We start from the raw sequence: 21,240 nt of genomic DNA, 5'->3' as shown, positions 1-21,240 counted from the left end.
GTCGTATTTGAGCCTGAGTTGATCATTCGGCAATCGACCAGAAAACTGGATAAATAAAAAAAGCAATGTATGGGTCTTCCGCTACATTGCTTTTTTTATAGCTGGTTATCTATTTTTCCACACGTCTGCGATGATTTCAAACGAACGCATTCTGTCTGTGTTCGAAGTTTCTGAGTTGACCATAATTTCGTCAGCTTGCGTTGTGTTGACAAAGTCTTCGAGCTTCGCCTTCACTTCTTCCGGACCGCCGACAATCGTCGAGCTCAGCTGCTCATTGACCATCGCTTTTTCATACGGGCTCCAAATGCGATCCATATCCTCAACAGGCGGCTTCAGCTGGTTCGGCGTGCCGCGGACAAGGTCAAGAAATCTTTGGTAATGCGATGTCGCAAGGTGCTGCGCTTTCTCGTTTGTATCTGCCGCGATAATGGTAACGCCAACCATTGCATACGGTTTCATCGAGCACTTCCGACGGCGTAAAGGAATTGCGGTACAGCTCCAGAGCGGGAACAGTATTTGCCGGCGAGAAATGGGCAGCGAATGCAAACGGAAGGCCCAGTTCACCTGCCAAACGGGCGCTGAAGCCGCTTGAACCCAGCAGCCAAATCGGAACATCAACGCCTTCTCCCGGAATGGCGCGGACTTGATTACGCACATTCCCCGATGGTTTAAAGTAATTGCGCAGTTCCTCTAATTGTTCTGGAAAATCTTCACCGCTGTTGATGTTTCTGCGGAGCGCTCTTGCTGTCAATTGGTCTGTTCCCGGCGCACGTCCGAGCCCCAGATCAATCCGTCCGGATAAAGCGTTTCAAGTGTTCCGAATTGCTCAGCAATCACTAATGAAGAATGGTTCGGAAGCATAATGCCGCCGGAACCGACGCGGATTTTCTTTGTGCCTCCGGCAATATGGCCGATCAGGACCGCGGTGGCAGAGCTTGCGACACCTTCTATATTATGATGCTCAGCAAGCCAATAGCGGTGGTAGCCCCATTCCTCCGCACGGCGCGCCAAGTCCATGCTGTTTCGGAATGAATCCGCAACCGTTCCTCCCTGAACAACCGGAGATAAATTCAAAACAGAAAGCAAGGTATCTTTGCGTTGGTTGTTAGACATATTGTTCTCCTTTGCAAATGTGTTATCAGTAAACAGCCTCAAGCTGTCAAGTCATGAATGAAAGGACTTCTCTCACACCATAACACAACTGCATTCAGGAATAAAAGAATTTGATTCGATGAAATTCGAACAATATAAAAGAAACGATTTGCACTATTATTCAGCCCCAAACATTCCTGTGCCATCCCAATCATTCCTCGTTATTGCGCTAGGCTGGCTTGTTTCAGGAGAAGCAGCCAAGTCGCTTCCTTGATTCCCTTATGTCGGTCTTGGCCAGCTCTATTTTCCTGCATGAACCGCTCATCTTAAGCCTTTTGGCTGAACTTCGGATGTGACGAGCATCAGCCTCGGGAATTCAAAATCAAAAGCACACAGAAAGCGGCGGCGTAAATGAGTTGGCTGTACAATCATCAAAACCCTCTTGTCAGATGAGACAAGAGGGTTCCTTATTTACTGATGCTTGCGTCCTTTGACCACATATACAACTGTAATCAAAAGGTAGATCACCGCCGTAATGCTGGTAATGACAATTGACGTTGTCAGGATGACCCCGCTCAGAATGGCGAGTAACGCCAGAATCGCAAACCATGTGGTGTACGGAAACCACTTTACATAATAGGCCGGTGTTTCTGTTTGGTGTTTTCTTGATTTCAAATGGGCGAATCCGATGATCAGCCAAATGAATAATACGGTATACCCCAGTGATCCCATTAAGTAATCAAACGTTTGGCTTCCTGCGAATAGAGAAATCAAGACGCCAATATAAAGGGAGGAAGTGCACATCAGAATCGCAAACATTGGCACGTTTTTCGATGAAAGCTTCGAAAAGACCTTCGGAAGCCTTCCGTCACTTGCCTGAGTATACAAAATGCGTGATGATCCATATAAACCTGAATTCATGGAAGAAATGATCGCCAGCAGGATGACTGCGTTCATGATATGATCCGCGCCGGGAATGCCTACCATGTGAAAGACCATGACGAAGGGACTTTCCGGAACGGAATTGACTTTGTTCCATGGAATCAGGCTGACGATGATGAAAAACGGCAGCAGGTAGAACGCGACAATCCGTGTCAGTGTGCTGCGGACAGCTTTCGGGACAACTTTTTCCGGATTCTTTGTTTCGGCAAGCGTGACACCGATAATTTCTGTACCGCCGTAAGAGTAGATCACGACAAGCATCGCCGTAATGAGCCCTGTGCCGCCGTGCGGGAAAAATCCGCCGTGCTCTGTCAGGTTTGAGAACCCAGCAGCTGTATGATCACCGAATGATACAAATAACAGCAACAATCCTAATATAATAAAGAGAATAATAACGGTAATTTTGATCATTGCCAGCCAATATTCGGTTTCGGCGAAGATTTTAACAGAAAGCAAGTTCACAACCGTGACGACTAGAGATATCCCTAATGCCAGAACCCAGATCGGGCAGCCCGGCAGCCAATATTGAATAAAAATCGCAGCGACGACAGCTTCAGCCGCAATGTTGAGCACCCACATTTTCCAATATATCCAGTCCAAAAAATAAGCAGCGTAATTTCCTAACACCTGCTGGACAAGATCCCGGAAGGTTCTTGCATTTCGGTTGCGCACAGCCATTTCCGCGAGCCCTTGCATAACAAACAGCAAAATAATGCCGCCGAGCAGGTAAGCGATAATGACAGAAGGCCCCGCCACATCGATCGCCGAGCTGCTTCCTTTAAATAAACCTGCACCGATTGCTCCGCCCAGCGCCATCATCATAATATGGCGGGACGTCATCGTGCGTTTTAACGTCTGATTGTCCTTTTTCATCCTCTACTACCTCTCCTTCTCGTTTTCAAAAACAAAAAAGCCCGCCGTCTCCTATCTAATCTAATAGACAAAGAGACGACGAGCCTTAGGCTGACCGCGGTACCACTCTTGTTGATTCTTCATGAAGAATCCAGCTTTCGACCTGTAACGAAGGTTAGCCGTTAAAACATGGGGAATATTCTATCTATTCCGTTTCGCCTTACCACTCCCGGGCGAGTTCAAAGAAGTATCAGGCTGCGTCACACCACCCCGCAGCTCTCTTTTCTGACCGCTTTCTTTTACTGCTCCCAATCTATGTGTTTTCGTTTTCTGAAAAACTGAAATGTTATGTTCTGAATATACTAACATAATATACGTGCTTCTTTTTACACTGTCAATAACCCCATAGAAAAAAGAAATTGTTATTTTGTCCCTTTTCGAATGGCTTTCCAAAAGGATTCTGACTCGTTTCCTAATGCATAAACTGAGACACCTGCTATTTTGTACCGCTTTGCCAGATGGCTTTCGTTTGGACAGTTTTTTCATTTTCATACCACACGACATGTTTATGCTTCTTTTCGTCAACGTAAGAAAACGTCATTGAACCTGATGTTTGTTGAATATCGGTTTGGCTTTCTGCTTGTTGATGAGGGTCTTGAGTTCATTCCATTCTCTCATTGCGCTGCCGCTTTCATCTTCTATATCCCAGTCATAGCCGTACGCCGGAATTCCCATGATGACTTTATTGGCTTTGATTTTTTCGGCTGAAAATTGTAGAGAGCTTTTGATCCAGCCTGTGCTCGCCACCGATCCTGGTTCGCCCAAATGCCGTGTTCGTCATAAGTCATGATTTGCACATAATCGGCATATTGACCGATTTTCGCATAATCATACGGCCAGCTCCAGTCGTCGCTTTGATCATCGGCGCTTTTGGCCGGAACGGAAACCATTGTTTTGATCTGTTTCTTTTTCAGAGCCTGTGAGACATTGAATGAAGCGTGAGTATGTGGATCGGTCAGCTGGGTTCACTGCTTCAAAGTCGATATTGATACCATAGTATGAGTGCTTTTTAGCCAGTGCGATTAACTGATCTGTGAATCGTTTTTTTGCTGTGTGATTCCTCATGACTCGACTCGCTAAGTCTCCGTCAAAATCGTAAATCGTGTCATTATAGTTTGAAATGACCGCCCATGTTGATGTTTTTCTTTTTCGCATATGTCAGCTGCTTGCTTGGGGCATCGCCAATGATTTGTCCGTTTTTTTCAAACGCAAACGTATCTGTGGCGATCGAATTCATGTATGTATGATATTTCACAAGAGAATTGTATGAGGCCGTATCCCAGTCGTGTAGCCTAATGTCATGCCAGCCGCTTTCGCTTCTGCGTTTGAATACATAAACAGAATGATCGCAATCGCCAGTGAAACAGCTGCGATCAGCCATTTTTTCATTATATTTCCTCCTTTTGCAAGTCATACTTCTCATCGGCCAAACAATTGGAAGTTGAAGTTTTTCAAGCAGAAAGCCCGGCAACAAGCTGCCGGGCTTTAGCGTTAGCGGTCAGAGACGAGAAGATATGCGGCTTTTACAGGTCCGTGCACGCCGACAACCAAGTCCATTTCGATATCGGCCGAGTTGCTCGGTCCGGTAATGTAGTTGACGCAGGAGGGGACAGTGGTGCCGTCCGCAATGTTTTGGCGAATGATATCACTGGCTTGCGTCATTCTCGGCACAATGCTTGATTTTGGCACAATCGCAATGTAGGTCGTCGGCAGAAGGCTGACAGACCGGCCGATATCTTTTGAGGAGAAGAGGACAACCGTCCCCGACTCGGCCAGTGTGATTTCACTGAATGTAATTCCAACATTGGCTTGCTCCGCTTTTTTGATATTTTCTTCGCCTTTGTCAGCATCCCACTCCCAGACCGGCGTTCCATCGCTCGGCCAGTCTTTGGTGAGCAGGCTTTTTAGCCCGTATGCTTCAAGCGCGGATCCTTCGGAATGATGACAGGGCCTCCGGAAAAGCGGCTGACTTGCTCGCGCAGGGCATCATATAAGCGGTTGAATCCGTTTCAATCAGCTCTGTATGGATTTTGACACAATGGTTTTTGAGCACTGTGACCAAGTCATCCGCTGAATATCCTTCAAGTGTGCGATATTGCGGCTGATGCGCCCACTCAGGGACTGCCACGCCCCCTGTTCTTCTGTCACGTCCCAGGCGTGATGCGACCCGGTTTAAAAAGCTCTCTTGATTCTGAACGGTCCCCTTCGTCATGACTCCTCCTCCTTCGCGCGTTCACTCGTTTCTCTATCTGTAAACCAGTCTCTGAATCTCGATTTATGCGGTGCCGGGAAATCGCGGATCTGTGTCCAGCTTTTGAGCGGGCCGGGCCCTTTCGACATTTTTTCTCCCTCTGTAAAAGGCGTCATCGCGGCCGGCGCCCATTTTGATCCCATTTTATAAAGCGGCAAAGAGGACGCGCCAAGCCCGAAAGCTTTCATCGCGAGCTTTTCGCTGATCGGCGCCCTGCCTTCTTTTTCAACGATGTTCTGGCGATGCTTGAGAAGCAGCTCATGTAGCGGAATTTTGACCGGGCAGGCTTCTGAACAAGCCGCGCACAGCGTAGATGCGTACGGCAGCTCCTTATAATCGTCATAACCGCCGAGCAGCGGTGATAAAACCGCCCCGATCGGCCCCGAATAAATTGAGCCGTAAGAGTGCCCGCCTACATGGCGGTACACAGGGCAGACGTTGATACAGGCGGCACAGCGGATACATTGCAGGACAGACTGGAATTCCGTTCCGAGAATGTTGGACCGGCCATTATCAACAATGACTAGATGGAATTCCTCCGGCCCGTCTACTTCCCCTTCCAGCTTCGGGCCTGTCAGAGCCGTAATATAACTTGTCAGCCGCTGTCCGACAGCGCTTCTTGTCAGCATGCTGACAAGCACTTCGAATTCAGAAAATGTCGGGACAATCCGCTCCATTCCCATGACGGTGATTTGCGTTTTTGGCAATGTGCTCAAGCCGTCCATTGCCTTCATTGGTCACAAGGCTGACAGAACCCGTATCAGCGATGGCGAAGTTACAGCCTGTAATGCCGATATCCGCTTCGAGAAACTTTTCCCGGAGGATGGCGCGCGCATGCATCACAAGCTCTTCCGGTTTTTCTGTATGTTGATAGTCCAGCCTTTCTTTAAACACATCGCGTATCTGTTCTTTATTTTTATGAAGGGCGGGCGCTACGATATGTGACGGCGGATCGTGATCGTCAATCTGCAAAATATACTCGCCAAGATCGGTTTCAACGACCTCACAGCCTTCCTTCTCCAGCACCTCATTCAGATTGATTTCCTCCGTGACCATTGATTTTGATTTTACGATCTTCTTTCCATTCTTCTTTTGAATAACGTCGCGAATATAAGAAGACGCCTCTTCCGATGTTTCCGCGAAATAAACATGCCCGCCTCGTTTCGCCACATTTTCGGCAAGCTGGCCGAGATAGAAATCGAGATTTTCAAGGACATGCTGCCTGATTTCCTCTGATAAGGAGCGCCATTCTTCCCAGTTTCCCAGCTCTTCGGCCGCTTCAAGGCGCCGTGTCCGCAGACGTTCCTGCGCACCAGAAACAGCACCTCTCATAAATTCATTATCAATCCCCTGTGATACCCGCTCTTTAAAAGCGTCAGTACCGATTTTCATCGCCATGATCCTTCCCCTCTGAATCCAGTTTTATCTGCTGTTGAGCACTTCGGCGATGTGCATCACTTTGACATTTTTGTCTTTTCGGTCAAGCCGGCCCCCGATATTCATCAAACAGCCGCAGTCAGCTCCGATCAGTACCTCCGCACCCGTATCCTCCACGCATGCGACTTTTTCGTCGACCATCTGTTCAGAAATCTGCGCCATTTTGACGGAGAATGTTCCTCCGAATCCGCAGCAGTTATGTTTGCCCGGAAGCGCTGTGAACTCTAGGCCCTTCACATGGCTCAAGAGCTTCATCGGCTCCTCCCGAACTCCGAGCAGCCGCGACATATGGCACGACGTATGTAAGGTCGCTTTTGTATGAAGGCTCGCTCCGACATCCTCAACGCCAAGGACGTTCACGATAAAATCGGTCAGTTCATACGTTTTATCCGCCAGCTTTTTCGCTTATCGGCCCATTGGGGTCATCTGAAACAGGTGCGGATATTCTCGGAACATCGTTGTGCAGGAACCGGAAGGACTGACGACATATTCGGAATCCTGGAACGTTTCGATCATCCGTTCATTGCTTTTTTGGCGTCACTCACATAGCCGCTGTTATAAGCCGGCTGCCCGCAGCAGATCTGCCCTCCGGAAAATCAACCTCACATCCAAGCCGCTCCAACAGCTCAACCGTCGCTTTTCCGACATTTGTTTGAAACATATCAACAAGACAAGTGACAAAAAGTGAGACTTTCATGATGAACCCCTCTCTCATCCCATATATGATCTGGTCATCTGATGACCTGAGTTAAAATAACTATATGAATATCGTACACTATTCTGACAATGGAAGGAAAGGTTTTCTGGGTATAATTTCATTTACGGCTTATAAAAAACACCCCTGATCCCTCAGGAGTGCCGTGATGCTGAAAACATATGGTTAGATCCAGCCTTTTTCCTCAGCAATGCTGGCGGCTTCTGTCCGTTTTCGCATCGAGCTTTTGGATGATTTCTGAATATAGTTTCGGACTGTGCCTTGAGATAAATAGAGTTCAAGCGTAATATCTTTTGTTGTCTTGCCTAAAGCGCCAGCCGCAGAATTTCTTGTTCTCTTACGGTGAGTGGATTTTCGTCTCGCATCATATTAAACGTCAGCTCCGGGCTGAAGACTCGTTTACCCTTTACACTCTTTCGGATGGCGTCGGCCAAATCGTCAATTTCGCCGTCTTTCAGGAGATAGCCATGTACGCCGGCTTTAACGGCGCGTTCAAAATAGCCGGGACGGGCAAAGGTTGTTAAAATAAATCTTGCTGCCGCTGCCTTTTTGCATCAATTCCTCTGCCACATCCAACCCTCCGGGCCGCATTTCAATGTCCATGATGCATACATCCGGCTCCAGCTCCCAAAATGGCTTTGAACGCTTCTTCCCCGTTTCGTGCTTGTCCGATGACTTCCATATCTCTTCTAATCAAGCAGAGATCCCAAGCGCCTAAAAGCATTCGCTGGTCCTCAGCATCAACAGACGAATCATTCTTTTCGTCCTCCTATCAATCTGCTTTTTTAATAAGCGGATCGTCAGTGTCAACACCGTTCCGTTATGAGCTGAAAGCGTTAATCCGCCCTCAATGAGCATCAGCCGCTCTTCCATTCCCCGCAGGCCATTCCCAAATGTGTTCTCCTTCGCCGCACCCTTTCCGTCATCCCGTATCACAACTTTCATTTTGTCAGCAAACTGAGAAATGGCAATGGCGCAGTGGGTGGCTTTGCTGTGCTTGATGATATTGGTCACAGCTTCCCGCATACACATACTGATCATATTTTGTGTGACGGGAGAGATCGCTGAAAAGTCTTCGTCCCCTTCGTATTGAAACGTAATGTTTCCCGATCTTAAGATGTGCTGAATGTTGGCGAGCTCCTCTGTCATCGTGACCGTTCTCATATCAGAAACCAGCTCCCGAACTTGCTTGAGTGCGGCTCTTGAACTGGTTTCCATTTCTTTTGCTTCAAGCCGGGTCCGTTCCGGATCAGATGTTGCCAGCCGCTGAATCAGCTGGCTTTTCAACGTAAGAAGCGAAAGGGTATGACCGAGCGTATCGTGGAGATCACGGGCGATTCGAACACGCTCCTCCCTTTTGGAGAGTTCTTTTATCTGTTCATTGGCTTGGGCAAGTTTGGTCTCGAGTTCAATTCTCCGAAACATAGAACGGATGCCGAATGGAGAAATGAGCATGATGACGAGAAACGAAGAACAGGAAAAAGCTCCTGGAGTGAAACCGAATTCACTAGAAATTGATAAAAACACGGAAAAGCAGCATAAGGAGTAAACCGCAGAACGCACGGTTAAACTTTGTTTTCTCTTTGTAATAACCAACAAAGTTTGCCGGAAAAAACCCTAAATAGATATAGGTGATATTGTAAAACACACTATAGATGAAAATAACCGCCATTTGCACGATAAGCCAATACGTAAACGAAGCTCTGCCCACATTGCAAAACAACTGGCGATAGGCTATGACAAAAAAGAGCAGCATGCCATATCCGAGCACCTGTTTGACGCCTGTTTCTCTCAATAAAGAAAGAAACGGCATGATGGTGTACACCAGAAGATATAAGGGAAAAACCGAATTGCTTAGGGAATATGGATGGTAAAATTTCATAGATCACACCGCTTCTTGTTTTCTGCTTATATACTTAGATAGTAGCATGAAGAGCATCAAATAAGTGATTAGTATCAAAATATTTTCCCATGATGGGCCCCCGCCTCGAACAAGTTCCCACGCTCCGTTACCGAAATGATAAGACGGAAGCCACCGGCCAATGTTCTGCATCACCTCAGGCATGACCTCAAACGGCATCCACATGCCTCCGCCTAAAGCGAGCAGCATGTAAAGCACATTACTGATTCCGGCTGCGGTTTCTACTTTTCTCATGCGGCCGATGAGTGTGCCTAACGCTAAAAACGGCAATGCGCCAAACAAAATCCACAGTCCGCTCATGATCCATTCAAACGGCGACAGGGCAATGTCATTCATGAGCGCGCCGAACAGAAAGATGACGGTAATGGATAAAACGTGAATCACACTTTGGCCGATCATCTGAGCTGATAAATAGATATGATCCGGAAGAGGCGTGATGCGGATAAAGGCGGTCCAGCCTTGTGACCGTTCTTGAACCATACGGATTCCAAGCGTCATAATAGAGGACCCCATCACACTGAAGACTGTCATCGACATTAAGTAGTGGGCGTCCCATGCACGTTGATCAGGTACGCCCGTATTCACTACATTGGTAAAGAGATAATAAAAGGCAATCGGCATCAGCAGCGACCAAAGCACAAAGTACTTATTCCGAAGCACCCTTTTCATTTCAGCTATGCTTTGCTTCTGCAGCATGTTCACTCACATCGCCTCCCTGTTTCCGTCAGCCAGCTGGCGAAATGCCTCATCAAGCGTTCCTTGCTCAATCCGGATATCGCACGCGCGTATGTTTTCTTGAAAAATGAGTGCTAACACTTTGTCTGTATTTGATGTTTGAATGATGATCCTTTGGTGCTTCTGAATCACCCGCTCTACTTCCGGGTGACGGGACAGCCGTTCCAATGATTCATCTGAATGCATCTCAAAAGAAACAGCCTGTTTTTGCATCCTTGAGCGGAGTTGCATAGGCGATCCGTCTGCCACAAGCCGCCCGTCTGCAAAAAATAAGATTCGCTGTGCGGCATCATCCGCTTCCTGCAAATAATGCGTTGAAAAAATAATTGTTTTTCCTTGATCGGCCAGTCCATGAATGGTCTGCCAGAATCGATGTCTTGATGATGTGTCCATTCCCACTGTCGGCTCATCAAAGATCAGCAGCTCCGGATTCCCGGCAAGAGCCAAAGCAAAGTTCAAACGGCGTTTTTGTCCGCCGGATAACTTTTCTGCCCTCGTTTTCAAATCTTCTTTTGTGAGTGCTGTTAACGAAATAAGTTTTTTCATGGACAATGGATTGGGATAATAGCTTCGGAAGAGCTCGAGGATTTCATTCACCTTCAGTCCCGGCATGACACTCACTTCCTGCAGCATCACGCCTATTTTTTCCCGCACCTGTTTGTCATCAGGAACCCGGTTAAATCGTTTGATTTCTCCCTCGCTTGGTGTTAGCAATCCTAATATCATGGAGATCACGGTCGTCTTCCCTGCCCCATTGGGCCCGAGGATAGCTGCAATTTCTCCTTTTTTAATGCTGAAGCTGATGTTGTTTACAGCTGTTTTTTTCTGAAAATGTTTTGACACATTGCTTACTGTTACTGCCTCATTCATCACATGAGCACCTCCTGGTCTCTTACATTGATTGTAAAATGACGCAGAAACTGATGGAAGTATAGGGTGTCATGATAACGGGTGACAAATGTCATATTCATTCTCACGGCTGGTTTCTAGGCCATCCATCCTCTAGATTTTCCAATTCATCCAGCCCGCTTGAGCCGTATGTCCCCATTCTATGAAACTGCTATTTACTTTCATAGAAAGACACACTCTTCAAACCGTGAGTGTTATGATATACATATTGAACTTTAACTATCGGCTGAAAGGAGCCAATCATGAACGAAGCGATTTTGTCTCGAAATGATGTAAAGGTGAAGGGAAACGGCAAAACATCTATCATTTTCGCCCCCGGTTTTGGATGTGATCAAAGCGTGTGGAATGCCGTGGCGCCGGCCTTCGAGGAAGAGTATCAAGTTATTTTATTTGATTACGTCGGTTCTGGGAATTCGGATATACGCGCATATGACCTGAATCGTTACCGGACACTTGAAGGCTATGCCCAAGATGTTCTTGATGTTTGCGAGGCTTTAAATCTGGAAGAGACCGTGTTTGTGGGGCACTCTGTCGGGGCTGTGATTGGGATGCTAGCTTCCATCCGCCGCCCTGCGCTTTTTTCCCATTTGGTGATGGTGGGACCTTCTCCATGTTATTTAGATGATCCCCCTGAGTATTACGGAGGATTTGAGGAGGAGCAGCTCCGTGGTTTGCTGGAGATGATGGAGAAAAATTACATAGGCTGGGCAACTGTATTTGCAGGAACGGTTCTGAATCAGCCAGATCGGCCTGACATCAAGGAAGAGCTTGAAAGCCGTTTTTGTTCTACTGATCCTGTGATTGCCCGCCAATTCGCAAAAGCCGCGTTTTTTTCTGATCACCGAGAGGATCTTTCGAAGGTAACAGCTCCCTCACTGATTCTCCAAAGTGCTGATGATATCATCGCACCGGCTTCAGTAGGCGAATATATGCATAAGCATCTTCCATATAGTACACTTAGACAAATGGAGGCTCGCGGGCATTGTCCCCACATGAGCCATCCTGAAGAGACGATCCAGCTGATCAGCGATTATTTGCAAGCGCACGTGATATAGGAACGAAAGGGATAGAGGTGACCCTCTTAATGGACAAACAATTGAATGATGCACCATGCGGTTTTCTCACTTTGTCAGAAGAGGGTTCGATCATAGCTGTCAACCGTACCCTGCTCAAGATTCTGGATTATCGTTCGGAACAGGTGATCGGCCAGCATATGGATACAATTTTGACCGTTTCCGCACAGCTTTTCTACCAGCTCTATTTTGTGCCTCTTTTAAAACTAGAGAAGCACATCGAAGAAATGTACATTTCTTTGAAGACAAGTGATGGAGAAGAAATCCCCACCCTGGTCAATGCTGTTGTAAGAGAAGATAAAGGAGCATCCGTCACTGAGTGTGTTCTCATTCCGATGCGGAAACGAAACGAATATGAAAATGAACTTCTAATGGCCAGAAACGACGCTCAGGAAGCTTTGCTTGCCAAGCAGAAAGCCAATGCTGAGTTAGAAATTGCCTTGGAAACACTGAAGGCAAAACAAGAAGAACTTCTTAAGACCAACAAACAAAATCAGCAATTTAAATTAAACACCAAAAGAGAGCTCGAGCTCGCCAGGAAGATTCAAGAATACTCATTGACTGAACCGATTGTAAACGATCAGATTCAAATTGACGCTTATTACAAAGCATCCAGTGAGTTATCCGGTGATCTATACGGATTTTATCAAATTGATGAACATCGTTACGGCATTATTATCCTTGATGTGATGGGACACGGGATTTCATCTGCATTGATTACGATGTCTCTTCATCCTTTGTTCCAGCGCCAGATCACGCAAGGTCTCAGCCCCGACAAAGTCATGAAGGAATTAGACCGGCACCTGCACAGCTTGTTTCAAAATGATGAGGAAGCGAGACATTATTGCACGGCTATTTATCTTGAGGTTGATACAGCCCGGCAAAGAATTGATTATGTCAACGCAGGACATCCGCCGGCATTATGGCAGGGCGCCGGCGGAACCCAACATCCGCTGCCCGCTACCGCGCCTCCGATCGGGATGTTTGAAGACGCGGTGTTTCAGTCAAAAAGCCTTTCATATACTGAAGGCGGCGGAAGGCTCCTGCTGTATACTGATGGTGTGATGGACCCCACAGCTTCATGTTATTTATTTGATTTATTAAAGGATCACCCCGATTTGCCTATTGCTGGTCTGAAAGAGAACATCCTTACATCACTGCATCACCATAAGGAAGCCCATCATAAAAGTGATGACGAATGTTTTATAGTAGTTGATGTAAAATAAAAACATCCATGAGATGGGTACATCTCATGGATGTTTTCTGTTTCAGCGTTTCTTAGGGGTATGGCCTGACTCCGCATATTGAAACACCTGCAAGGAAGGCAGCGGCATATCCCGTTGAACTAAATGCACTCCATACGATGGCAGCCAAAGAACAAGTTCACTCTGCTTTTCATGACACTCCCCACCCCTTAGTGAACGCTTTCAAAAGTAAATAAAAAAAAATCCGCCCATATCGAGCGGAGGCATCAGCCTAATGTTTGTTTACGACGATTCTCACTTCATATTTCTCCATCGTCAGGTCGCCGGATAATATTTCTCCTGTCATCATATCTTTCACACTCTGATCAAACGTGACAAGCTGTTTTTCTTCCGTGAAATTCATGACAAAAATATAATCATTGTCCTGATCCTGCCTCGCTTGTACGGAGATGCCTTTTCCGTGCCGAACCGAAAAAACAGGAGAAAGAGACAGATCTGTGATCAGTCCTTCATAGAAATCCCGATGAAATTGATCCTCCAAACGGGCGCCGATAAAATACGCCTTGCCCCGCTGATACTGATGGCTTGTGACCGCTGGCGTACGCGCATAAAAATCTTCTTGATACACGGCTTCTACAGATGCGGTCTTTACATCGATCACCGTTGCATAATCCTTCATTTCATATGATTGGCTGCGATAGCTCACAGCATTTCGATCCTTTGGGTACAGCGTATCGGTTTCCAGAGGCTCAATTCCGAAAATCGCTTGCAGGTCTGGATGCCATCCGCCTGTGTACGTTAAATCATGCTCATTTACAATCCCGCTGATATATGTCATGACTAAGGTGCCGCCACGAGACGCAAACGCTTTCAAATGGGAAATGGTGTTTTCACTGATTAAATAAAGCATGGGGACGATCAGCAGTTTATATGGTGAAAAATCTTGTTCTTTCGTGATGACATCGACAGGGATATCGTGTTCCCAGAACGTGCGGTAATGCTGCTGAAGGGTTTGCACGTAACGTTTTGTCGCCTTCGCATACCCCTGAGCGTCCTCGAGTGCCCAATGGTTTTCCCAGTCATATAAAATAGCGGTTTCAGCCGGTCTCTTCGTTCCGACAACCTCGGACAGCCGTTCTAATATTTCACCGGTTTTGGCCACTTCCTGAAAGACCCGGTTCTTCGGGCTATTGTCATGATCTACTATTGCTCCGTGCAATTTTTCTGATGATCCGCGCGATTTGCGGTATTGGAAATAGAGAACGCTGTCCGAGCCGTGGGCAATCATCTGCATAGACGACAGCACATTCATGCCCGGGCGCTTCGCCTTGTTGACGTTATGCCAATTGACCGCGCTTGGCGTACACTCCATTAATAAGAAAGGCTGCTGCTTCAGGCTTCGGTATAGGTCATTGATAAAGCCGACCTTCATCGCCAAATCAGCTGTGCTTTCCCAGTCATTGTGCCAGACCGGGTAAGCGTCCCAGCTGATGACATCGACATGCTTTGCAAACTTGCTGTAGTCGAGGCCCTGATACGGAATCAAATCCGGTGTGTCAGCCATAAAGTTCGTTGTGATCGGAATATCAGGTGTCAGTTCTCTCAGCGGGATGATTTCATTTTCATAAAACGAAATCGTTTGCTCAGTGACGAACCGGCGCCAGTCTAAGTTCAGGCCGTGCAAGCCATTTTCACCGATCGGCGATGGACTTTCAATTTGTAACCAGTCATTGAATGTATGGCTCCAAAAAGGAGTCCACCACGCATGGTTCAATGTCTTGAGGCTGTTGTCATATTTTGCTTTCAGCCATTCCCTGAAAGCATGCTGGCATAGATCGCAGTGGCACTCTCCACCGTATTCGTTTGAAATATGCCACATTAACAACGCCGGATGATTGCCGTATCGTTCTGCTAATAGCCGGTTGATGTGACGTGTTTTTTCACGGTAGACTTTAGATGTGAGGCAGTGGTTGTGCCTTCCGCCGTGCAGCTGCTTGACGCGGGAAGCATTGACGCGCAAAACTTCAGGATAGGCTTGCGACAGCCAAGCAGGACGCGCTCCGCTTGGGGTTGCTAATATGACCCGGCCGCCGATGCTGTGAATCCGTTCAAAAATATCATCAAGCCATTCAAATTGATACACGCCCTCCTCCGGCTCAAGCGCGCTCCATGCAAAAATGCCGACAGAAAAGGTATTCGTATGAGAAAGCTTCATCAGCTTAATATCATCGGCTAGAATATCAGGCCGATCCAGCCACTGATCAGGATTGTAGTCTCCTCCGTGGAGCATAAATGTTGCATCTGTTACATGCTTTTTTTCAAGCTTTGACATCATATTCTCCTCCTTCATCTCTTAACCTTTTGTTCCCCCCGCGGTTAATCCGGACACAAAATGCTTTTGCAGCTAGTTGCGAAAGCGCTTTAAAATTAATATAGCACGACTGGAAAAATGAGCAAACCAACTATTTACCTCTATCAATAAATTTTTTACCTAAAAAATGGCTTAGTCTCCTAAGCCATTCTTAATTCATACTCTTACTGACGATGAATGCGCACCTACATATCATGTTTTTACCGGTCTTCTCTTGTCCGGCATTTGTTCAAGCAGCATTTCAACAGTATTTTTGCATACTTCATGTATATGAATATGAAGCGTCATCAGAGGGGACGAGACATACTTTGCGAAGCTGATGTTACCGATACTCTTATGCCCTTCCCGCTCAGGATATGTACTGTCTTCCTTGTCATTTGAGCAAAATCGGGCCTGACCGAGTCAAAATGATCGGGATCAGGAGTTGAATCGAAAATCCCGCTTCCTGTGCGATGTCTTTCATTGTCGTCATTGCATCTGCCTCCATTATTCAGCTCACATTCATTTTAGTAAAATATTTTACTTTATTTTTCACAAATGTTAGGTGCTGCTGCAAGTGAAAAGACTGAACCATTGGCGGCTCAGTCTCGGTTGTTCATTTGGCAACGGCAGAATTGCCCGGGAAATGAGTTGGTTATTGTACATTTTCCTCGAAATATCCCGAAAGCACATCTTCCACATTCGTTAAATGCGCCAGCATGGCAGCCTCCGCCTGCGCTCCATCCTGCGCAGCCACGGCATTGTAAATTCGTTCATGCTCCTCATAAAGTCGCTGAACTGAGGTCTTCTTGGAAAACAGCCAGATTTTCCGTGTTTCTCTCATCGTTTCCAGCAGCAATGATGAAACGTGGTTCATCAGATGTTTAAGAAGGTCGTTCTGGGAAGCGTCAGCCAGCGCAAGATGAAATGCGAAGTCGGCTTTCTCTCCAAGCTCCCCGTCGGCTTCAATGCTGCCCATTTCCTTTAACGCAGCATGGATTCTTTCGAGATCGTCATCTGTTCGTTTTTCAGCAGCTAATGTTGCCACCCCGATTTCAAGCAGTTTTCTGACCTCGAGCAGCTGCTTGACGTCCTCTTTTTTCATGAGAAGGGCAGCTGAGAGCGGCTGAGAAATTTGATTGAGCTCAAATTCCTTCAGGTATGTGCCTTCCCCCTGTTTCATTTCGACAAGCCCCATCGCTTTTAGCGCGGAAAGGGCTTCACGAACCGCTGAGCGGCTGACTTGAAAGCTTTCGGAAAGCGCCTGAACGGAGTCTAATTTATCTCCTGGCTTCAATTCGCCATTTTTGATCATATCTAATAGTGCGTCCGCCACTTCTTCATATATTTTCTTTGTTTTAATCTGTTTGTATTTCAATGCAATTCACCCCGTAACTTGTAGGTCTGGCTGTTTACGATCTATTATACTCTGTTTTTGGGGGCGCCAAAAGATTTTGACAATTTTGTCAAAAAGTCTTGTACTTTGTTTTTTTTCAAAATATAATGCTAGGTAACTGGTCTTATTACCCAGTCATCAGATGATCATACTATCATCTTTAGAAACCGCTTACACATACGCCAGTTTATGTTTCAAGGAGGGGTTTGGGATGCAATGGACACAGGCATATACGCCTATAGGGGGAAATTTGCTTTTATCAGCGCTTGCCGCACTTGTACCGATTATTTTCTTTTTTTGGGCGCTCGCGATTAAACGGATGAAGGGGTATACAGCGGGCTTGTCCACCTTGGGGATCGCACTTGTGATTGCTGTATTGGTTTATCGGATGCCGGCGGAAAAAGCGCTGATGTCCGCCACACAAGGAGCCGTATACGGACTATTGCCGATCGGCTGGATCATTGTAACGTCTGTTTTTTTGTATAAAATTACTGTGAAAACGGGACAGTTTGATATCATTCGCAGTTCTGTTCTCTCGATTACGGATGACCGCCGGCTTCAGGCGCTCCTGATCGCTTTCTCATTCGGGGCTTTTCTAGAAGGAGCGGCCGGCTTCGGCGCGCCGGTCGCCATTTCTGCCGCGCTGCTGGTGGGCCTCGGCTTTAATCCTCTTTATGCGGCGGGAATCTGTTTGATTGCCAATACGGCGCCGGTTGCCTTTGGCGCGATTGGGATTCCGATTACAGCCGTAGAAGGTCCGACAGGGATTCCGGCGATGGACATTTCGCAAATGGTTGGGCGGCAGCTGCCGTTTTTATCCGTTTTTATTCCTCTTTATTTACTGATCATCATGAGCGGGTTCAGGAAAGCCTTTGAGGTCTGGCCTGCAATTCTCGTTTCCGGTGTTTCCTTTGCTGTCGTTCAATATCTTAGCTCCAATTTTTTGGGGCCTGAGCTGCCGGATGTTTTGTCGGCGCTTGTTTCGATGGCCGCGCTTGCTGTGTTTTTGAAATGGTGGAAGCCGAAAACAACATTCCGTTTTGCCGGTGAACAGGAATCTGCCGCCGCGATTGAAACAGCGAAAACGAATCCGGCAGCGACTGCGTATAGCGGCGGGCAGATATTTAAAGCCTGGTCGCCATTTCTGCTGCTGACAGTCATGATTTCTGTATGGGGCATTCCATCTGTCAAATCCGCGCTGACCGGGCATTATGAAGGCGCCGCTGTTTTCTTGAAGTGGCTGAATACAGTTGGCGAAAAACTGACTTTTGCCCCTGGTGTGCCTCTGTTGAACAATCAAATTATCAATGCTGACGGTACGCCTATTGAAGCACTTTACAAGCTTGAGGTACTTGGGTCGGCCGGCACTGCGATATTGATTGCCGCTGTGCTGTCAAAATTTATCACGGCGATTTCGTGGAGAGACTGGGGAGCTGTTTTAAAAGAAACGATCCAAGAGTTGAAGTTTCCGATTTTGACCATCGCTTCTGTCGTTGGTTTTGCCTATGTCACCAACTCCTCTGGAATGAGTACGACACTCGGGATGACACTCGCGCTGACAGGCTCGATGTTTACCTTCTTTTCGCCTGTTCTCGGCTGGCTCGGCGTCTTTATTACCGGCTCTGATACATCTGCCAACTTGCTGTTCGGCAACCTGCAGAAAGTCACCGCGTTATCAGTCGGCATGGACCCTGTTCTGTCTGTGGCCGCAAACTCTTCAGGCGGGGTCACCGGAAAAATGATTTCGCCGCAGTCGATCGCGGTGGCGTGCGCCGCGGTAGGGCTCGCCGGGAAGGAGTCGGATCTTTTCCGCTTTACGATTAAACACAGCTTGTTTTTGCTACTGCTCGTTTGCATCATCACCTTTTTGCAGCATCACGTGTTCAGCTGGATGATTCCAGGAGGATGATGCTGTCTGATCAGTCAAGTTAATCGAGAAAGAAAAATAAGAACTGGCAGGATTTCAATCCGCCAGTTCTTATTTACTAGTATTTTTTTGATAAGATCACCCACGAAGAGAAGGTCGTAATGATGGTTAAGGATACTAAAATCCTCATGATTTCAACCGCCGATAACGCCACTGTACTGAACTGCATACTGAACATGATCATTACGCAGTATATCAATACAAAGTAAAGCGCGTACTGCATTCCTTTTTGCTTAATCAAGTTGGCTCTTTCATCTTTTTCTTTGAAATGTGGATAAATATAGCCCGCAGCAAAACTTAAATAAGACAGAGCTCCCCACATTAATAATTCAGTAAAGGAAACAGAATGTGTCGCGATTTGAAAAAAGGTTTTTGTAAGTAAAATCATTGTGAATAAAACGCCAATTATGAAGTAAACCTTTTGTAACTTCATGATTTTCATCTCTCATTCTCTTCTTCATAAAACATGTTCTCGACAATGGTATGAAATGTTTTCGCGATTGCTAATGCTAACGGCAAAGAAGGATTATATTTTTCTTTCTCAATTGATATGATCGTTTGTCTGCTGACATTTAGCAGCTCAGCTAATTGATCTTGAGAATATCCATATTTCTTTCTGTATTCTATTAACCTATTTTTCAAAGGAATGACCTCTTTTTCCTAAAATTATACAATAAATCCATTTTGACGTAAAGCTTGCTTTACATTTTATGAAGGCTTCTCCATCCTAATTACACAATAAAATCCTCCCTTTCCGGGAGGATTTCATTTATACCGTTTTCTGGCCGCCGATGACGGAATGTTCAATTGATCGCGGTATTTTGCCACAGTGCGTCTGGAGATTTGAATGCCGTGCTGTTCATTTAGCAAATCGGCAAGCTTTTGGTCTGAGAGCGGTTTTGTTTTATCCTCTTGGTTGATCAGGTCTTCAAGATGGGTTTTGACTGCATAGTTAGACGCATCTCCATCTCCTGAGGCCTCGGCTTTTGCTGAGAAAAAGAGTTTCATCTCAAACAGTCCGTACGGCGTTTGTAGCGTTTTTCCTTTGATTGCCCGGCTTACAGTTGATTCATGAAGGCTTAGACAGTCAGCTACTTCTCTGAGAGTCAGCGGCTTCATTGCGCTTCTCCCCTTCAGAAAGAACTCTCTTTGCCGTGTGATCAGCTCACTGACAATTCTCGTGATCGTCTGTTTTCGCTGTCGCAGCGCGCGGTCCAGCCAGCGCCATTCCTGATATTTCGCAGATAAATAAGAAGCGGTATCTTGACAGGAACCCGACGATAAAAGCGGTCTGTACTGCGATTGCAGTTCTATTTCCGGAAACGAGCGGGTATTCAGTTCCGCTGCGATGTGCCCGTTTTTCACAATGATAAAAATGTCAGGCTCGATATACATATCTTGCTCTGGCCGTGCAAACAGAAGGCCTGGTCTTGGATGAAGAGCTGCGATGTCATCAGAGATATCTTGAATCGTATGAAGCGGAATTCCAGTCATTTTTGAAAGCGCTTTCCAGTTCTTTTGCGCAAAAGCTTCAAAATGAGCAGAAACAAGCATTTCCGCTTGTTCATTTCTGTTCGGCAGCCGCTGTAATTGAAGAAGAATGCATTCCCGTAGAGATCTTGCGCCAATTCCAGCCGGCTCTAACGACTGAAGCTTTGCCAAAACCGCTTCCGCTTCCTTGGCTGAAACAGATAGCCGCCGTGCTGCCTCCTCCATATCTTCTTCCAAGTACCCGTTTGAATCAAGTGAATGAATCAGATAATGAAAAATCTTTTTTTCAGTGTTTGTCAGATTCATATCGAGTGCCTGCTGTTTTAACACATCCTGCAATGTTTTTTGCGGATCACTTAATTGGAGGCCTGCTTCCTGCGCATTCATCCTGTTTTTATTTGTTTTATGGTAAGATAGTGGCGGTGTGTCTGTTTCCTTTCGTTCAATAAGAGGGTTTTCCAGTGAGAGCTCATCAATGTATTCGGCCAGTTCTGCCGAATGATAGCCAAGCAGCGTGATGGCCTGCCTGAGCTCCTGTGTCAGTTGAGGCTTTAATACTTGTACTTGCTGAAGTTTCATATCCATCTTGCTCACTCCCCTTTCTTCATTGTACATGATTGAGGTCACACCGTATATATTTATGAAAAAGGAGCTGCCAAAGAAATGTCTGAACTTTTTTCCGTCCCTTATTTTATTGAGAATTTCAAACAGCATATTGAAATGAATCAGTCTGAGGATAAAATCCATGCGATGAATAGCTACTACCGTTCCGTCGTCTCAACGCTTGTGCAGGATCAGCTGACGAAAAACGCAGTTGTTCTGAAACGGATTCAGCATTTAGATGAGGCGTACAACAAAGTCAAACGGGGAGAATCAAAATAAAC

At 46.4% G+C, this 21,240-nt stretch carries 12 protein-coding genes, 10 pseudogenes and 1 other annotated feature; of the genes and pseudogenes, 5 read left to right on the top strand and 17 right to left on the bottom strand.

Features of this window, described 5'->3' with window-relative positions:
• Positions 1-105: 105 nt before the first annotated feature.
• Positions 106-1,113, bottom strand: a pseudogene (locus BV11031_RS23310) (LLM class flavin-dependent oxidoreductase).
• Between the two features lie 190 nt (positions 1,114-1,303).
• Here BV11031_RS23310 and BV11031_RS23305 point away from each other — a divergent pair.
• Positions 1,304-1,507, top strand: a pseudogene (locus BV11031_RS23305) (DMT family transporter); the annotation flags it as partial.
• Positions 1,508-1,563: 56 nt separating this feature from the next.
• Here the strand turns inward: BV11031_RS23305 and BV11031_RS22560 are convergent.
• The 9 genes and pseudogenes from BV11031_RS22560 to BV11031_RS22520 form a co-directional block, all read right to left on the bottom strand.
• Positions 1,564-2,907: an amino acid permease gene (locus BV11031_RS22560; protein ID WP_010328651.1), complete on the bottom strand. Its 1,344-nt coding sequence runs from the start codon at positions 2,905-2,907 to the stop codon at positions 1,564-1,566.
• 68 nt (positions 2,908-2,975) lie between these two features.
• Positions 2,976-3,211, bottom strand: a binding site (T-box leader).
• Positions 3,212-3,308: 97 nt separating this feature from the next.
• Positions 3,309-4,335 (bottom strand): annotated as a pseudogene (locus BV11031_RS22555) (glycosyl hydrolase family 18 protein).
• A 102-nt stretch (positions 4,336-4,437) separates the two neighbouring features.
• Positions 4,438-5,158 (bottom strand): annotated as a pseudogene (gene lutC, locus BV11031_RS22550) (lactate utilization protein LutC).
• Positions 5,155-6,595 (bottom strand): annotated as a pseudogene (gene lutB, locus BV11031_RS22545) (lactate utilization iron-sulfur protein LutB). The pseudogenes lutC and lutB overlap by 4 nt, the downstream one beginning before the upstream one ends.
• A 24-nt stretch (positions 6,596-6,619) precedes the next feature.
• A pseudogene (locus BV11031_RS22540) lies at positions 6,620-7,331 on the bottom strand ((Fe-S)-binding protein).
• Between the two features lie 183 nt (positions 7,332-7,514).
• Positions 7,515-8,073 (bottom strand): annotated as a pseudogene (locus tag BV11031_RS22535) (response regulator transcription factor).
• Positions 8,064-9,226 (bottom strand): annotated as a pseudogene (locus tag BV11031_RS22530) (sensor histidine kinase). Before BV11031_RS22530 ends, BV11031_RS22535 begins: the two co-directional pseudogenes overlap by 10 nt.
• A gap of 8 nt (positions 9,227-9,234) precedes the next feature.
• On the bottom strand, positions 9,235-9,972 hold the full coding sequence (locus tag BV11031_RS22525) for an ABC transporter permease (RefSeq protein WP_010328657.1): 738 nt from the start codon (positions 9,970-9,972) through the stop codon (positions 9,235-9,237).
• A complete protein-coding gene (locus BV11031_RS22520; protein WP_082246303.1) occupies positions 9,973-10,878 on the bottom strand; it encodes an ABC transporter ATP-binding protein in 906 nt (301 codons plus the stop codon).
• Between the two features lie 278 nt (positions 10,879-11,156).
• Here BV11031_RS22520 and BV11031_RS22515 point away from each other — a divergent pair, with 278 nt between their 5' ends.
• Together BV11031_RS22515 and rsbP are read left to right on the top strand one after the other, a co-directional pair.
• Positions 11,157-11,969, top strand: coding sequence for an alpha/beta fold hydrolase (locus BV11031_RS22515; protein ID WP_010328659.1), 813 nt, complete (start codon positions 11,157-11,159; stop codon positions 11,967-11,969).
• Between the two features lie 29 nt (positions 11,970-11,998).
• On the top strand, positions 11,999-13,213 hold the full coding sequence (gene rsbP, locus BV11031_RS22510) for a phosphoserine phosphatase RsbP (protein ID WP_010328660.1): 1,215 nt from the start codon (positions 11,999-12,001) through the stop codon (positions 13,211-13,213).
• Positions 13,214-13,310: 97 nt separating this feature from the next.
• Here rsbP and BV11031_RS23440 read toward each other — a convergent pair.
• From BV11031_RS23440 to lutR, 4 genes and pseudogenes are all read right to left on the bottom strand, one after another.
• A pseudogene (locus tag BV11031_RS23440) lies at positions 13,311-13,386 on the bottom strand (hydrolase); the annotation flags it as partial.
• 77 nt (positions 13,387-13,463) lie between these two features.
• Positions 13,464-15,527 carry a beta-galactosidase GanA gene (ganA, locus tag BV11031_RS22505; RefSeq protein ID WP_082246304.1) on the bottom strand — a complete coding sequence of 688 codons (2,064 nt, stop codon included), beginning with the start codon at positions 15,525-15,527 and terminating at the stop codon, positions 13,464-13,466.
• A 228-nt stretch (positions 15,528-15,755) separates the two neighbouring features.
• Positions 15,756-16,021: pseudogene (locus tag BV11031_RS22500) on the bottom strand (hypothetical protein); the annotation flags it as partial.
• Positions 16,022-16,197: 176 nt separating this feature from the next.
• Entirely contained in the window at positions 16,198-16,920 is a 723-nt protein-coding gene (gene lutR / locus BV11031_RS22495) for an L-lactate utilization/bacilysin biosynthesis transcriptional regulator LutR (protein ID WP_010328662.1), read from the bottom strand.
• Between the two features lie 229 nt (positions 16,921-17,149).
• On the opposite strand from lutR, the gene lutP reads away from it, so the two are divergent.
• Complete coding sequence (gene lutP, locus BV11031_RS22490; RefSeq protein ID WP_010328663.1) at positions 17,150-18,847, top strand: L-lactate permease LutP; 1,698 nt, start codon at positions 17,150-17,152, stop codon at positions 18,845-18,847.
• A 76-nt stretch (positions 18,848-18,923) separates the two neighbouring features.
• Here the strand turns inward: lutP and BV11031_RS22485 are convergent, their stop codons facing one another.
• The 3 genes from BV11031_RS22485 to rpoN all read right to left on the bottom strand — a co-directional run bounded on the left by BV11031_RS22485 (position 18,924) and on the right by rpoN (position 20,941).
• Complete coding sequence (locus BV11031_RS22485; RefSeq protein ID WP_241210306.1) at positions 18,924-19,298, bottom strand: hypothetical protein; 375 nt, start codon at positions 19,296-19,298, stop codon at positions 18,924-18,926.
• A 5-nt stretch (positions 19,299-19,303) separates the two neighbouring features.
• Complete coding sequence (locus BV11031_RS22480; protein ID WP_010328665.1) at positions 19,304-19,507, bottom strand: helix-turn-helix transcriptional regulator; 204 nt, start codon at positions 19,505-19,507, stop codon at positions 19,304-19,306.
• Positions 19,508-19,630: 123 nt separating this feature from the next.
• Positions 19,631-20,941: an RNA polymerase factor sigma-54 gene (gene rpoN, locus BV11031_RS22475; protein ID WP_010328666.1), complete on the bottom strand. Its 1,311-nt coding sequence runs from the start codon at positions 20,939-20,941 to the stop codon at positions 19,631-19,633.
• A gap of 78 nt (positions 20,942-21,019) precedes the next feature.
• Here rpoN and yvfG point away from each other — a divergent pair, with 78 nt between their 5' ends.
• Positions 21,020-21,238, top strand: coding sequence for a protein YvfG (gene yvfG, locus BV11031_RS22470; protein ID WP_003235267.1), 219 nt, complete (start codon positions 21,020-21,022; stop codon positions 21,236-21,238).
• Positions 21,239-21,240 lie beyond the last annotated feature (2 nt).

Source organism: Bacillus vallismortis, assembly GCF_004116955.1.
Taxonomy (GTDB): Bacteria; Bacillota; Bacilli; order Bacillales; family Bacillaceae; genus Bacillus; species Bacillus vallismortis.
The sequence above is the reverse complement of the archived record's forward strand: the minus strand, read 5'-3'. Positions and strand labels throughout refer to the sequence as shown.

What these genes read in the sequence shown, in the direction of transcription:
- BV11031_RS22560 (WP_010328651.1), bottom strand. Translation starts at nt 2,907, where the DNA reads ATGAAAAAGGACAATCAGACGTTAAAACGCACGATGACGTCCCGCCAT.
- BV11031_RS22515 (WP_010328659.1), top strand. Translation starts at nt 11,157, where the DNA reads ATGAACGAAGCGATTTTGTCTCGAAATGATGTAAAGGTGAAGGGAAAC.
- rsbP (WP_010328660.1), top strand. Translation starts at nt 11,999, where the DNA reads ATGGACAAACAATTGAATGATGCACCATGCGGTTTTCTCACTTTGTCA.
- ganA (WP_082246304.1), bottom strand. Translation starts at nt 15,527, where the DNA reads ATGATGTCAAAGCTTGAAAAAAAGCATGTAACAGATGCAACATTTATG.
- lutP (WP_010328663.1), top strand. Translation starts at nt 17,150, where the DNA reads ATGCAATGGACACAGGCATATACGCCTATAGGGGGAAATTTGCTTTTA.
- BV11031_RS22485 (WP_241210306.1), bottom strand. Translation starts at nt 19,298, where the DNA reads ATGAAGTTACAAAAGGTTTACTTCATAATTGGCGTTTTATTCACAATG.
- rpoN (WP_010328666.1), bottom strand. Translation starts at nt 20,941, where the DNA reads ATGGATATGAAACTTCAGCAAGTACAAGTATTAAAGCCTCAACTGACA.
- yvfG (WP_003235267.1), top strand. Translation starts at nt 21,020, where the DNA reads ATGTCTGAACTTTTTTCCGTCCCTTATTTTATTGAGAATTTCAAACAG.